The sequence below is a fragment of the Noviherbaspirillum sp. genome, from assembly GCF_036846085.1.
Classification (GTDB): domain Bacteria; phylum Pseudomonadota; class Gammaproteobacteria; order Burkholderiales; family Burkholderiaceae_D; genus Noviherbaspirillum.
The window spans coordinates 17742-31868 of the sequence record NZ_DAIUCO010000028.1 but is presented as its reverse complement, the minus strand read 5'-3'; the positions used below and the strand labels follow the sequence as shown (position 1 = coordinate 31868).

Genomic DNA, 14127 nt, shown 5'->3' with positions numbered 1-14127 from the left:
GCTCATGGACCTGCGACGGCGTTTTGCCGGCCAGGTGCCTGCGCACCCGGAATGGATGATTGATGCCGATGATTACAGTATTGAAGGCATAGCGGTGCGCCTGAGACAATTTCTGTTCGAAGAGAAAGCGGTGCCGCATGGCGCAACGACCTGGACCAAGGTGCGGGTGTGCGGCTATTCTGCAGGGCGATCCCTGCCGGAGATCTGGGAGGTTAATCTGATGGGTGAGAATTGTCCTCCGCCATCGTGTGTGCAGAATGAGCAGGAGTTCGGGTTACGCTGGGACGGCGAGTATGAAGCGCTTGATCGGCTTGTCTTCGGATTGGGCACCAGATTCAATGAGTTTGCCATGAAACATGGCATGGCCAGCGAAGACGTCGTCAAATTGAGAGAAAACGTCGTTCCCGAACTGTACGAACTCCTGTTCATCGAAGCGATGCCCATACGGGATGCGGTCGACCTTGCACGCTATCTGGTTGAAACGACGATTGGGTTCGTCAAGTTCTCCGTCTCGCGTCCCAAGGTGGTTGGCGGTCCGATCGAAATCGCGACCATTAGCAAGCACGAAGGATTTCAGTGGATGCAGCGCAGCGAGCGGTTCTCATCAACCTAAAAGACGCTTTTTAACCGCATCCGGCAAGCCGTTTCGATCTGACGATCATCGCATGAGTGTTATTTCCTCCGGCGGGGATCCGCGGTAGGAAAGCACCTGTTGCTGCACTTTCTCACGGGCTTCCTCCTCGGTAATGGCTAAGGCTTGCCTCGCTTCATGTTCGCAACTGAGCCAGTTTTTCGGCTTATACGCCACGTTATAGCAATACAGAATCACATTCCCTCCTGATGTTTGTTACGGCAAAAGTGAAACTTGCATGGAATCGGCATTACAACCACCGCCTATGCAATTTTTGTGCAAGGACCAACTGAATGAACTCAAGGAACAAAGCCCATGCAATCCTGTGGCAGACTGCAGGTCATCTCGAAGGCCATTGCCACCCCTTACATTCCTGGCGCATGTCGACACCTAACAGAGGCTTACTGAATGCAGTTCAACAGGAGAGGCCGATGGCTAGCCAGTAGGGAATGGTGGCAACCGGCCAGAAACAGTCGATGCCGGACGCATCCGAAATCAGTCATCCGACAGCGCAGGCATTGTCTTTTCCCTGTCCATGCCAAGCCGGCTTACGGCAAACCGCTTGGTGGTGATACCGTTAAAATGGCACGTCCCCCCTCGAAACGTACCACGCAGCAGGACAGCGCTACATATGCCTATTAACTACCTTGTTCGTCTGACTGCCCAACAAAGAACAGCAACCGCGAATTTCCACCTGGGCATCGTGCTCGCGTTTGTTGCTGGCGCCCTCAACGCCGGCGGTTTCCTGGCGATTGGCCAGTACACCTCGCACATGACGGGGATCGTCTCCTCAGCGGCGGACAATCTGGTCCTCGGGAATATTGGCCTAACTATCGCAGCCGGACTATCGTTATTCTCATTCATGGCAGGAGCAGCCACCACAGCGTGGCTGGTCAACTATGCCAAGCGTCGCCTGGCCAATAATATTTATTCCGCGCCGCTGCGGCTGGAAGCCACGCTGCTCCTAGCCTTTGGCATCTTTGGTACGACTCTGCAGCTTCATGAAATAGTCAGCATCACTTTAATAGCCATGCTGCTCTGTTTTACGATGGGACTGCAGAACGCTCTCATCACCAAGATTTCGAATGCCGAGATACGAACGACTCACATCACTGGCCTGGTTACCGATATTGGCATTGAACTCGGAAAACTGATTTACTGGAACAGGGACGGCGACGGTCTGAGCCACGTTGTGCTGGCGAATCGAAATCGCCTGCGAGTGCATGGCGCATTAGTGCTGGCGTTTTTTGTTGGCGGAGTGATGGGCGCGGTCGGCTTCAAATACGCAGGCTTCTCGTCCACCATTGTGCTGGCCATGCCGCTGGTTGCCATGTCGTTGGCTCCGATGCTTCTGTCGGGAGAAAGCGAATGAGTGTTGAAGACCGTTTTGCCAGGTATCCGGCTTCCCGGTTTGGAGCTGGCGCTCTGTGAGAAACGGCTTCAATCGCGAATCCTCGCGCCTTAATCAACGTGCAGTCAACCCGCTTTGACAGCCACGCTTTCCCGAAACAAGGCCCGATACGCGGAGGGTGAGGTGCGAAAGGCGGAGCGGAAATGTTGGCGCATTGAGAGAGCAGTTCCAAATCCAGCCTTTTGGGCGACAACTTCAATAGACGCCTCACCGCTTTCAAGCATATGTTGCGCATGTGCCAGTCGTTGGCTTAACAGCCATTGCTTGAACGACGTGCCCGTCGCCTGTCTGAAATGCCGCGTGAAGTTGCGCCGGCTCATGGCCGCGCGTTCGGCAAGCGAATCAATACTATGCTCGTTCTCCAGGTGCTCGGCGACCCACTCAAGGACTTGAGAAAAACGGTTGTCGCTGCGTGATGCCGGCACAGGCCGTTCGATGAACTGGGCCTGCCCGCCCTGGCGATGAGGCGCAATGACAAGTCGTCTGGCGACTCTATTGGCGACCTCGGCGCCGCACGTCTCGCGCAGCAGATGCAGGCAGCAGTCCAGACCGGCAGCAACCCCGGCGGATGTCAGCACATCTTCTTCCGCGACATACAGGACGTCACGGTCAACTTTCACTTTCGGAAAACGCTTTGCCAATGTATCTGCCGCTTGCCAGTGTGTTGTCGCGGCTTTGCCGTTGAGCAGACCAGCCTCGGCTAAAGGAAATGAACCGAGGCACAAGCCCACCATACGTGCGCCGCGCTTGTGTGCACGGCGCAGCGCGTCGAGGAGATCAGGAGGTGCGGCGCGGCAGTCATCGTGCCATGACGGCATGATCACGATGTCAGCAGCTTTAAGTGCTGCAAGGTCAGCATCGATTCCAATGCTGAAGCCTGCCGACGTGCGTATCGGTCCCTTGTCGATGGAACAGGCAAACACATCGAAAACGGACTTTTCGACATCGCCGTGAATATTGCCGAAAACCAATGATGGCACTGACAGATGAAACGGTGTGATTCCATCAAATGCGATGACGGCAATCCGGATATTCCTGGGTGGCGCATTCAATTTCGTCATGGCCCGATTGTATCGCATAACGGCCTTCAGGCCACTATCGCAAGGTGTTGAATGGCCCCAGGATGTCGGTCATCGGGAAGAGTCCCGACACGGCTTCACTATCTATTCACTATCTATTCACTATCTGTTCAGGAGAACACCATGTTAGCTTCACCCCGCCGCGCACTGCTTGTCATCGACGTACAAAACGAATACTTCACTGGCAACTTCAAGATTGAGTATCCGCCAACAACGACTTCCCTCAGCAACATCGGACTTGCCATGGATGCGGCGCGTGCTTCGGGCGTGCCCGTCGTCGTGGTGCAACATGATTTGCCGGAAGGCGCGCCCATATTTGCGAACGGCTCCCATGGCTGGCAGCTCCACCCGGATGTTGCGAACCGGCCGGCCGACCATCGCATCCTGAAGACAATGGCAAGTGCATTTACAGGGACGGACCTGGCAGAGTGGCTTTCAGCGAATGCCATCGATACGCTCACGGTTGTCGGCTACATGACGCATAACTGTGATGCTGCGACGATATTCCATGCTTCCCATTCCGGATTCAAGGTTGAGCTCCTGGACGATGCGACGGGCTCGCTTCCTTATGAAAATGCGGCGGGCAAAGCCAGCGCAGAGGAAATACACCGCGTGTTTTGTACCGTATTCCACTCCGGCTTTGCGGCCGTGACGACCACCAGAAGCTGGATTGCTGCGGTAAACGAAGGTAAGGCAATCGAGCCGGACAACGTCTATGTGTCCAATCAGAGAGCCATTGCCACGAAAAAAGCAGCCTGATCGAGCCTGTCAGATTTTTTGTGTGCAAGAGGTCATGAGATGATACCGAAAGGGAAACACCATGACCGAAGCAATGAGCACGACCAGGAAGACCAAAAAACCGAAGGCACCGCAACTATTCTCGGATGAATTGATCGATCAACTGCTGGCCCAGGTCCGGAACAAGAATGCGCAATCCATTCTGGGCGAATCCGGCCTTGCCGGCCAACTCAAGAAGCGCCTGGCCGAGCGCATGCTGGCAGCCGAATTGAGCCATCACCTCGACACCGAGGCAGCACAAGGCAAGAGCGGCAACCATCGCAACGGCAACAGCCGCAAGACGGTCACGACACCGGAAGGCGAGGTGCTGGAACTGGCCATTCCGCGCGACCGGCAAGCCACGTTCGAGCCGCAACTGGTGGCCAAATACCAGCGCCGTCTGCCCGGCTTCGACGAACGCGTCATCAGCATGTATGCGCGTGGTATGAGCGTGCGCGAGATTATTGGCCATTTGCAGGAAATCTACGGCTTGGCTGTGTCACCGGATCTGATTTCCACCATCACCGACGAAGTACTGGCCGAAGTCGAGCAATGGCAGCAGCGACCGCTCGAGGCGATGTACCCGATCGTGTATTTCGATGCGCTGCGGCTGAAGATCCGGGACGAGGGCATAGTCAGGAACAAGGCGGTGTACCTGGCGCTGGGCGTACGAGCCGACGGCAGGAAGGAAGTGCTGGGACTGTGGATCGAGCAGACCGAAGGCGCCAAGTTCTGGCTCAAGGTGTTCAACGAACTGAAAAACCGTGGCCTGCAGGACGTCCTGATCGCGGTGGTGGACGGCTTGCGCGGCTTCCCGGAGGCGATTGAGGCGGTGTATCCGCAGGCGCAGATTCAGACCTGCATTGTGCACCTGATCCGTAATTCGCTGAGCCTGGCGAGCTGGAAAGACCGCAAGGCGCTGGCCGCAGCCCTCAAGCCGATCTATCAGGCAGCCACTGCTGATGCAGCAGCGGCTGCTTTGAACACCTTTGCCGAAAGCGACTGGGGCAAGAAATTCCCGACGGTGCCGGCGATGTGGCGGCGGCAATGGGAGCAGGTGACGCCGTTCTTTGCGTACCCGCCGGAGGTACGAAAAATCATTTACACCACGAATGCCATTGAGAGCATGCACATGCAGTTGCGCAAGATCGTCAAGAATCGCGGCCACTTCCCCAGCGACGAGGCCGCCGGCAAACTGCTGTATCTTGCCTTGCGCAACATCGAGAAAGATTGGAAGATGCCGCCTATTACATGGAAGCAGGCGGCCAATCAGTTTGCGATCCTGTTCGGCGAACGATTCACGAATGCCTTGCACTGAGATTTTTAACCCGACCTCGGCACACAGAATTCCTGACACTACCGCCTGATCCAGACAGCACTACTCCGGCGCTTCCGTGCATAGGCTGCAGGGGAGCGCCTGTTCGTGCTGTAACCTTAAGCACGTCTTTTGAGCAAAACCAGATGGCAATGTAACGGACGCCATTCGCATCTGTTCGATCGCACTGCCGCTTCTCCCAACCACGCTCTTATCTGATGTCCATGGAAAGCTTGTTGATCGGCGCCGTCGCGACGTATCCATAGCGACCCTGGAACAACGCATCGCAGCGTTGCTTTGCACAAGATAGAACATTCGAGATTTGCGCAAGCAGGTCGAACTATTGCAAGCGTGTTCTCAAATACCGCTTGACCTTGACATCATTGGAATGCCTAGCATGTCTCTATACGAATAAGCGCCTGTATAGAGTTCGCCATGTCTACACCATCTTCTGTTCAATCATCCTCACACCGCCGTGGAACGGGTCTGGCATTGCTTGTTATTGCAACAGCCCAACTCATGCTTGTGCTGGATGACACCATTGCCAACATTGCCTTGCCAAGCATTCAGCGTGAGTTCGGCGTGTCCGCGTCGGTCTTGCCATGGATCATTAACGCGTACGTACTTGCTTTCGGCAGTCTTCTGCTTTTCGGCGGACGTGTCGGCGACCTTTACGGACGCCGCCGCGTATTCCGGTTCGGCCTGATCTTATTTACGCTCGCCTCATTGCTCGGTGGCTTGGGCCCGAATGCCGAGATGCTGATCGTTGCTCGCGGATTGCAGGGCATCGGTGCGGCACTTGTCGCGCCGAATGCATTGGCCTTGATTGCGACCACCTTCCCCATGGGCAAGGAGCGCAACTCCGCGATGGCGGTCTACGGTGCCATGTCAGCATTGGGCATTACGATTGGTGTTCTGCTTGGCGGCGTTTTGACCGGCTTGCTGAACTGGCGCTGGGTCTTTTTCATCAATATCCCGATTGGCTTGACCGTCCTCGCAGGCACAAAAGCATTGGTGGAAGGACAGCGCAACACGGGCCGTCTCGATACGCCAGGCGCACTTGCCGGTACCGGCGCCATGGTGGCCCTTACCTACGGCATAACACGTGGGGGTGATCATGGCTGGAGCGATGGAGTGACAGCAGGAGCGTTCATCCTGGCTGCGGTTCTGCTGATTGTATTTGTAGCAGTCCAATCTCGTAGCCAGCATCCGATATTGCCGCTTTGGTTGCTGCGCGAGAGAAATCGCGCCGGTTCCTATGCGACGATGCTGTTTGCCGGCGCCGGCTTGATGGGGACTTTTTACCTGTTGACGCTCTACATGCAACAAGTACTGCAGTTCAGCCCCATAAGAACCGGTCTGGCCGCACTGCCCTTTAGTGTCGGCATCATCTTTGGCGCGGTTGTCAGTACGAAGCTGGTGGACCAGATAGCGCCCCGGCTGATTGCCGGCCCGGGGCTACTAATCGCTGCAGCAGGCATGTACTGGCTGTCGGCACTTGCCGTGGACTCTTCCTATCTTTGGCATGTGATGCCTGCGGTCTTCATAACATCCTTTGGGTTGGGCATGACTGCAGTGTCCATGACGCTTACTGCCGTGCATAAAGTTGCCGAGGAGTTCGCCGGCGTTGCATCGGCGCTGATCAATATGTCGCAGCAGTTGGGTGCCGCGCTGGGGCTCGCACTCTTCACCACCATCTCGGTTTCGGTGACGGGAGATTCAGGCGCCATGGCAAATACCGCTGATGCGATAACAAAAGGGTACACCGCTGCATTTGGCGTTGGTGCGGGAATGCTTCTGCTGGCAGCCTTTGTGATGGCTCTGACCGTCAATACAAAGCAGACACAGCAGGCCCATGCAGTGCTGGTTTAGCCGGTTTTTATCAGCGTACATCACAGCATGTGGTTTGCCATAAACGCGGCTTTAACGCCGGCCGCATGGCGAACAACCACCCTTTCTTGTCACCATGTTGAGTTTATCCCGCAAGGACTTGACCTTCCCATCGTAGGAAACCCTACAGTTGAATCTCAATCATCAACCGGAGTGCTTTTCATGTATCAATTCAAGATCGAAGGTATGACTTGTGGTGGCTGCGTAGGCCGCGTAACCAGGGCGATCCAGTCCATCGACAGCAGCGCCAGTATCGATGCAGACGTTCGAAACCGGACGGTGCGCGTCAATTCGAATGCGCAAGCGGATCAATTGCTGCAAGCGTTGGCGCAAGCCGGCTATCTTTCAACTGCTGTGTCCTGAGAATGATGGGTATGCAAGGTTGATATGCCAACAATTACGGTTGTGCCGCATCCTGAATATGCCTCGGAAGGTGCCGCATTCGGCGCTGCAGCGGGTGGCTCCATATGCGATGCATTGCTCGAAAACGGAATTGAAATCGAGCATGCGTGTGGAAAGGTGGGGGCATGCTCGACATGTCATGTGGTGATCCAGGCCGGATTTGCATCCCTTCGTCCTTCCCGGGAAAGCGAAGAAGACATGCTTGACCGGGCCTGGGGGCTGGAACCGTCCTCGCGACTGTCGTGTCAAGCTATTGTATCCACCGAGGATCTAGTTGTTGAAATTCCGAAATACTCGGTAAATCATGCCAGGGAAAACACATAAATCAGGGTCAATAAGCTTCTTTTTCTAACGGATGCCTTGCTGGAGGATGAATAGAATGGACCATAACAAACCTCATCAAGCTGATCGCCATGGGCACGATCATTCAGCTCACTCCGGCCACCATGAGCATGGCCAACTACATGCGCATGGTCATCACGATCACGCGGTTGAACAAGCACCGGCGAATCCGGACAAGCCTTATACCGATCCGGTATGCGGCATGAAGGTTGGAGAAAATCCGGACAAGGAGATCACCTTCGGGGGCCAGACCTACCATTTCTGCAGCACCCGTTGCATGGACAAGTTTCGGGCTGCGCCACACACTTACTTGCATCCGAAGGAAGCGGCGTCGGCACAAGCACCGGCTGCGGAGGGTACGTTGTATACCTGTCCGATGCATCCTGAAATTCAGCAGCCGCAGCCTGGCAATTGCCCAAAATGCGGCATGGCCCTTGAGCCGATGATGCCGTCGCTCGAAGAGGAGGACAACCCTGAACTGGTGGACTTTCGTCGCAGATTCTGGTGGACGTTGCCCTTCTCACTCGCCGTATTTGTGCTGGCAATGTTTGGTCACGCCTTCTTCCCGCATGGATTACCGAACCAGAACTGGATTGAGCTGGGGCTTTCCACGCCGGTAGTTCTATGGGCTGGATGGCCCTTTTTCGTCCACTGGGCACAGTCAATTGCCAACCGGAGTCCCGATATGTGGACGCTGATCGGCTTCGGCGTCATGGCGGCTTATGGCTACAGCATCGTTGCAACCGTCGCTCCGCAACTGTTTCCGCCGTCATTCATGAACCACGATGGCCGGGTGGGTGTCTATTTCGAGGCGGCTGCGGTCATCATCTCATTGACGCTGCTGGGGCAGATACTGGAGTTGCGCGCCCGTTCCCAGACATCCGCCGCGATCAAGTCACTGATGGGCCTGGCCCCTAAGACCGCGCGTCGTATTCGCCCTGACGGCACGGAGGAAGATGTCCCTCTCAATCACGTCCATACTGGCGACACGCTGCGTATTCGTCCCGGCGAAAAGGTCCCTGTTGACGGTACTGTCATCGACGGGGAAAGCGCAATCGACGAATCGATGCTTACTGGCGAGCCCGTTCCAGTCACCAAGCGAGCCGGTGACAAGGTCATTGGCGCCACATTGAATACCAGTGGAAGCCTTGTCATGCGATCTGACAAGGTGGGCTCGCAAACAATGCTGTCCCAGATCGTCCAGATGGTAGCGCAGGCCCAGCGGTCCAGGGCGCCAATGCAGCGTCTCGCGGACACCGTTGCCGGGTACTTTGTCACGATTGTGATAGTACTGGCCCTGCTGACTTTGCTTGCATGGGGATTCTGGGGGCCGGAGCCGAGCTGGGTGTACGGTTTTGTCAATGCGGTTGCCGTGTTGATTATCGCCTGTCCATGTGCCTTGGGCCTGGCGACACCCATGTCAATCATGGCGGCAACGGGCCGCGCAGCGACGCAGGGCATCTTGTTCCGCGATGCATCTGCCATCGAAGACATGCGCAAAATCGACACCATCATCGTTGACAAGACAGGAACGCTGACGGAGGGCAAGCCGGCATTTGACCGTGTAGTCGCTGCGCCTGGTTTTGCAGAAGACCAGGTATTGCAGATTGCAGCCAGCATTGATCAGGGAAGCGAGCATCCGCTGGCGCAAGCGATCGTTGCCGAGGCACGCAAGCGGAATATTGATTTGTTCAAGCCGCAGCAGTTTGAGTCGTCGAGCGGTATTGGTGTACGCGGCACCATCAATGGTCATCGCATCGCCCTTGGCAATACCGCCTTGATGGAAACTGATAAGGTCGACTGGCATGGTATGCAGAAGGAGGCGGAAGCGATGCGCAGTGAAGGCGCAAGCGTGATGTATCTGGCAGCCGAGGAGCAGTTGCTTGGACTGATCGCTGTTTCCGATCCAATCAAGGCAACGACAAGGGAAGCACTCCAGATGCTCAAAGATGCCGGCCTTGTCGTCGTCATGGCGACTGGAGACGGATTGACGACAGCCAGGTCGGTCGCAGCAAAGCTGGGCATCTCGGAAGTCCATGGTGAGGTCAAGCCCCAAGACAAGCTCGCGCTTGTGAACCGACTTCAGTCCGAAGGCAAGCGGATGGCCATGGCGGGCGATGGCATCAATGATGCACCGGCTCTGGCCAAGGCGGACGTGGGTATCGCGATGGGTACTGGAACCGATGTTGCCATCCATAGTGCCCACCTGACGCTGGTGAAAGGCGATTTGCGTGCGATAGCGCGCGCGCGGCAACTGTCGGTTGAAACGGTCAGGAATATGCGGCAAAACCTGGGATTTGCCTTCATCTATAACGCCATAGGCATCCCAATCGCCGCAGGGTTGCTCTATCCAGTGACGGGTCAATTGCTTTCGCCCATGATCGCTGCATTGGCGATGAGTTTGAGTTCCGTTTCTGTCATCACCAATGCATTGCGGCTTCGGAGATCGCATTGATCGAATTTCCGGAGGCTGTGAGTTGGCAGTTCGGGTTTCACCGGCGATACGCAAGCCGCTAACGCGTTTACACCTTTGTCCGCTTTGGGTTGAAAGCGACCGGTGGGAAGGACGGCAATCGGCCCGGAAGCGGACATTGGTGGCAGTCGGCCAATAGGCTTAATCCGGTCACACGCAAAGCCATACCATGACAACTGGCGTGAACGCGGCGCGAGACCATCCCTCGCCGCGCTCAGCCACATCCGGATAGAGGGCTACACAACCTTTACTTCGATGTTGCCTTTGAAGATCTCCATATTTAGTGCGAAATCATCCACGACTCCGCCGGGCCGGCCGTCAACCAGAACGCTTATAGCTCTGCCGCCGTGCACGCGCCTCATCTCCTCACTCGATAGCAAGCGAACAGACTCGTCTTCATTTCGTTCTGATACTTCGATGACCGTCAGGTCTTTGATTGTCAACGTTTCCATGATGGTTCTCCTGAAACAGCTAGATTTGTCGGAAGTGAGCAAGATTAAATTGCGTGCCCGGTGACGACTGAGCATCGAATGTGCCAACGGCGGCACAGGCGAGCAGACCCGGTATTAAGTGCCTGAAAATTCGAAGATTTTTCGGCGTGGCAGGCCTTCTGGCTTGATGTGTTTTGCGGCGCCTGAACGTTTCGCTGGTGGATCGAATCCACCAGATCGAAAGCGCTGTTCGACAAATCCCAACTGACTCGATGTCCGCTATGCGCGAGAGCTTCACCCGGCTCCCGACAATGCGAGCGTACTGCCTGGTTGATTCGTTCAGCCGGTTGCAAACGGATGCGTATGGCCCAGATTTCTTTCAGCTTGAGTGGCGCCTTCTAGTCGAATGGCCTACGTTCATGCATGCGCTGAATCCACCACTTCAATGCTGCGCCATCCTCGCCCGTCCTCCAGGCCAAATACAAAGTTTCATCCGGTTTGGGCTCTTTCACTTTCTTCTCGACAAGCAATCCCGCGTTGATGGCATCTCGTGCATAGCTTTCGGGCAGAAATCCAAATCCGAGTCCGGCCACCTGAAACTCGTACTTGGCGCGCATGTCCGGCACGGCCAGCGTCTCCTGTCCGAAGATCAGGCCGACAGTACGTGCCGGTAGGCGACGTGCCGAGTCCATGACCGAAATGGCGCGATGGGCTTGCAGATCGTCCTTGCCAAGCGGGCGTTTCACCTGTGCCAAAGGATGAGAAGGCGCAACCGCAAACACGAAGCGGATGGTTGCGATAGGTTCTGCCGTATAACCGCCACCGGAAGGCCCGTCGCCTGCCGCACCAATCAGCATGTCGACGCGACGATCCAGCAAAGCCTCCCACGTTCCCGACAATGACTCGCTTACAATCCGTAGTCGTGTCTGGTCCGCCACCTGGCAAAACGCGTGGACGTCGTCGAGCAGCAGGGTCGGCGAGATGACCGAATCCATGCCGATCGTGAATTCCGTTTCCCAGCCCGACGCCACACGCCGTACACGGCATTCCAGATCGGACGCAGCCTTCAACAAATGCCGTCCTTCATTGAGCAATTCCTTGCCCGCGGCCGTCAATGTCACCTTCGGTCCGATGCGTTCGAAGAGCTGCACACCCAGATCGCCCTCCAGCTTGGCGACGGTATAGGAAATAGTCGATGGCACGCGAAAGAGTTCCTTGCCGGCTGCGGAAAACGAGCCGCGCCGGTCGATAGCATCCATGATCTCAAGAGCATCCAGGCTTAGTCTAAGCATTCGAAAATTTCGATAGTAGATAGGTAAATTTTCCGTTTTTTCTTTCCTGGCGATCCCTCTATACTGAATTCATGCAGCGAAATACAGAGGTATCTGCTAAGGCAGGTCGAGCCGCTGGGCATGTCAATGACGTTCGACATAATCGAATCAACGAGAAGAAAGGACGTAGTATGTACCAAGTACGAAGAAGTGAAGACCGTGGCAATGCGAACCATGGCTGGTTGCAGTCGCAACACAGCTTTTCATTTGGATACTACCGCGATCCGGAGCACACCGGTTTCGGTCCATTGCTTGTGATCAACGAGGACCGTGTGCAGCCGGGGCGTGGTTTCGGTACGCATGGGCATCGGGATATGGAGATCATTTCGTATGTGCTGGATGGTGCTCTTGAACATAAGGACAGCATGGGTACCGGCTCGGTATTGCGGTATGGTGACGTACAGCGCATGAGCGCGGGCACCGGCGTGACGCATAGCGAGTTCAATCACTCGAAGGCGGAGTCGCTACACTTCCTGCAGATCTGGATTGAGCCGAACGTCAAGGGGATTGCACCGGGCTATGAGGAAAAGCATTTCACGCCCGAGTCCAAGCAAGGCAGGTTGCGCCTGATCGCTTCGCCCGATGGTCGCGGCGACTCGGTCGTCATTCACCAGGACGCGCTCGTTTTTGCGTCGATTCTGAATGCCGGTGACGAAATTGCGCATGCCCTGGAGGAGGGTCGCACCGCTTATGTCCATGTGATTCGGGGCGATCTGAATGCGAACGGCATACCGCTGTCGACGGGCGATGCGCTGAAGATCAGTGGGGAAACGGCAGTCACATTGTCGCAAGCGGAAAATGCGGAAATCCTGTTGTTCGATCTGCCGTTTTAAGGAGTGCTGCCTTGGCTATCCGGAGATAGTGCGACGATTATCCTGCGCACGTTCGCGTGCGCCATCGTCAGATCCGGATGATGCTGCAAATAGCTGACGTAGCGCCGGTAGAAAGCGGATTCATTGCCTTCTGCCGGCATAATCAACGCGTTCGCTTGGGAAAGGATTTCTCGCTGTTCTTCCTGCGATATGTCATTCGCATCGAGCAGTTCATCCAGCCTTGCCATGTATTCGCTCAACTCGTGTAGCCAGTCAAAATGCGGATCTTTTGTGAGAAGCTGAAGCAACTGCCCCGCATCGATGTGCGTCATCAACGCGTTTTCGCGCTCCGCTTTTACAACCTGAACGAGGTTTTTATGCAGATCGCGTAGCGCTACCGTTAATGATTGCAGACCAATGTCGGATGATCCGAATGCAGTGTTCATTAATTTATTCTCGGAGAATGACGACTCGCGCTGATCGTTCAAATAAAACCATCGTCAGCCAAAATCACCAAGTCCTCGGTAAATTCATCGTACTGTTCATTGATTTCGATTCGGCAAATCAGGCGGCACTTATAGGAGAAGTATATGACAAAGCTCGTGGGCATTTCCGGAAGCTTGCGCAAGGCTTCCTACAATACCGCCTTGCTGCAGGCAGCAGCGGCGCTTGTTCCCCAGGGAACCGAACTCATCATCGGGGACATCTCCGACATCCCTTTATATAACGGCGACCTTGAGGCGCAAGACGGTATTCCGTTGCCGGTATCGGTGCTGAAAGACTTGATTGCACATGCTGACGGGCTACTCATCTCCACGCCGGAATACAATAATTCCATGCCTGGGGTACTCAAAAATGCCATCGATTGGCTGTCACGCCCGCCGGCGGACATCAAGCGTGTGTTTGGTGGCAAGCCGGTCGCCGTCATAGGCGCCTCACCAGGAGGATTCGGGACGATTCTGAGCCAGAATGCCTGGCTGCCGGTACTGCGCACATTGGGCACCCGTCCATGGTTTGGCGGTCGCCTGATGGTCTCCCGCGCCCAGCAGGTGTTTGACGACCAGGGCAATATGACGGATCAAGCGATCAAGGACCAGCTTCAACAGTTCCTGGACGGATTCACACGTTTTACACAAGAGTCCCGATAGCCCGGTGCGTCACACCAAGCGAGTTTGACCTGCGCAGGTATCGGTGCAAATTCCATTTCTGCTACGGCTGAGGATTGGGTCCGCT

Annotated in this window: 15 protein-coding genes; 11 read left to right on the top strand and 4 right to left on the bottom strand. The window is 55.7% G+C overall.

Translation table 11 applies throughout. The features are described 5' to 3' along the window. Both V7080_RS05495 and V7080_RS05490 read left to right on the top strand, forming a co-directional pair. The coding region (locus V7080_RS05495; RefSeq protein WP_334187401.1) for a hypothetical protein at positions 1-613 on the top strand (613 nt) is incomplete at its 5' end. A 649-nt stretch (positions 614-1262) separates the two neighbouring features. After that, positions 1263-2003: a YoaK family protein gene (locus tag V7080_RS05490; RefSeq protein WP_334187400.1), complete on the top strand. Its 741-nt coding sequence runs from the start codon at positions 1263-1265 to the stop codon at positions 2001-2003. 104 nt (positions 2004-2107) lie between these two features. On the opposite strand, the gene V7080_RS05485 is transcribed toward V7080_RS05490, so the two are convergent. Then, positions 2108-3073, bottom strand: coding sequence for a GlxA family transcriptional regulator (locus V7080_RS05485; RefSeq protein ID WP_442947185.1), 966 nt, complete (start codon positions 3071-3073; stop codon positions 2108-2110). 171 nt (positions 3074-3244) lie between these two features. Here V7080_RS05485 and V7080_RS05480 point away from each other — a divergent pair, with 171 nt between their 5' ends. From V7080_RS05480 to V7080_RS05450, 7 genes are all read left to right on the top strand, one after another. Beyond that, the gene (locus V7080_RS05480) at positions 3245-3880 is read left to right on the top strand and encodes a cysteine hydrolase family protein (RefSeq protein WP_334187406.1); all 636 of its coding nucleotides are present in this window, start codon (positions 3245-3247) and stop codon (positions 3878-3880) included. A gap of 73 nt (positions 3881-3953) precedes the next feature. Continuing rightward, on the top strand, positions 3954-5216 hold the full coding sequence (locus V7080_RS05475) for an IS256 family transposase (protein WP_334187405.1): 1263 nt from the start codon (positions 3954-3956) through the stop codon (positions 5214-5216). 432 nt (positions 5217-5648) lie between these two features. Further along, positions 5649-7085: an MFS transporter gene (locus V7080_RS05470; RefSeq protein ID WP_334187398.1), complete on the top strand. Its 1437-nt coding sequence runs from the start codon at positions 5649-5651 to the stop codon at positions 7083-7085. Positions 7086-7112: 27 nt separating this feature from the next. Beyond that, positions 7113-7466 carry a heavy-metal-associated domain-containing protein gene (locus tag V7080_RS05465; protein ID WP_334187397.1) on the top strand — a complete coding sequence of 118 codons (354 nt, stop codon included), beginning with the start codon at positions 7113-7115 and terminating at the stop codon, positions 7464-7466. A 24-nt stretch (positions 7467-7490) separates the two neighbouring features. Then, complete coding sequence (fdx, locus tag V7080_RS05460; RefSeq protein ID WP_334187396.1) at positions 7491-7829, top strand: ISC system 2Fe-2S type ferredoxin; 339 nt, start codon at positions 7491-7493, stop codon at positions 7827-7829. An 89-nt stretch (positions 7830-7918) separates the two neighbouring features. Then, positions 7919-8053, top strand: a complete 135-nt coding sequence (locus V7080_RS05455) for a hypothetical protein (protein ID WP_334187395.1) — start codon at positions 7919-7921, stop codon at positions 8051-8053. Then, positions 8050-10302, top strand: coding sequence for a heavy metal translocating P-type ATPase (locus V7080_RS05450; protein WP_334187394.1), 2253 nt, complete (start codon positions 8050-8052; stop codon positions 10300-10302). The genes V7080_RS05455 and V7080_RS05450 overlap by 4 nt, the downstream gene beginning before the upstream one ends. Before the next feature lie 254 nt (positions 10303-10556). Here the strand turns inward: V7080_RS05450 and V7080_RS05445 are convergent, their stop codons facing one another. Together V7080_RS05445 and V7080_RS05440 are read right to left on the bottom strand one after the other, a co-directional pair. After that, a complete protein-coding gene (locus tag V7080_RS05445; RefSeq protein ID WP_334187393.1) occupies positions 10557-10772 on the bottom strand; it encodes a hypothetical protein in 216 nt (71 codons plus the stop codon). A 377-nt stretch (positions 10773-11149) separates the two neighbouring features. After that, positions 11150-12043 carry a LysR family transcriptional regulator gene (locus V7080_RS05440; protein ID WP_334187392.1) on the bottom strand — a complete coding sequence of 298 codons (894 nt, stop codon included), beginning with the start codon at positions 12041-12043 and terminating at the stop codon, positions 11150-11152. 170 nt (positions 12044-12213) lie between these two features. On the opposite strand from V7080_RS05440, the gene V7080_RS05435 reads away from it, so the two are divergent. After that, positions 12214-12915: a pirin family protein gene (locus V7080_RS05435; RefSeq protein WP_334187391.1), complete on the top strand. Its 702-nt coding sequence runs from the start codon at positions 12214-12216 to the stop codon at positions 12913-12915. Here the strand turns inward: V7080_RS05435 and V7080_RS05430 are convergent. After that, the gene (locus V7080_RS05430; RefSeq protein ID WP_334187390.1) at positions 12912-13340 is read right to left on the bottom strand and encodes a hypothetical protein; all 429 of its coding nucleotides are present in this window, start codon (positions 13338-13340) and stop codon (positions 12912-12914) included. The genes V7080_RS05435 and V7080_RS05430 overlap by 4 nt on opposite strands. A 144-nt stretch (positions 13341-13484) precedes the next feature. Here V7080_RS05430 and V7080_RS05425 point away from each other — a divergent pair, with 144 nt between their 5' ends. Beyond that, the gene (locus tag V7080_RS05425) at positions 13485-14042 is read left to right on the top strand and encodes an NADPH-dependent FMN reductase (RefSeq protein ID WP_334187389.1); all 558 of its coding nucleotides are present in this window, start codon (positions 13485-13487) and stop codon (positions 14040-14042) included. Positions 14043-14127: the final 85 nt, after the last annotated feature.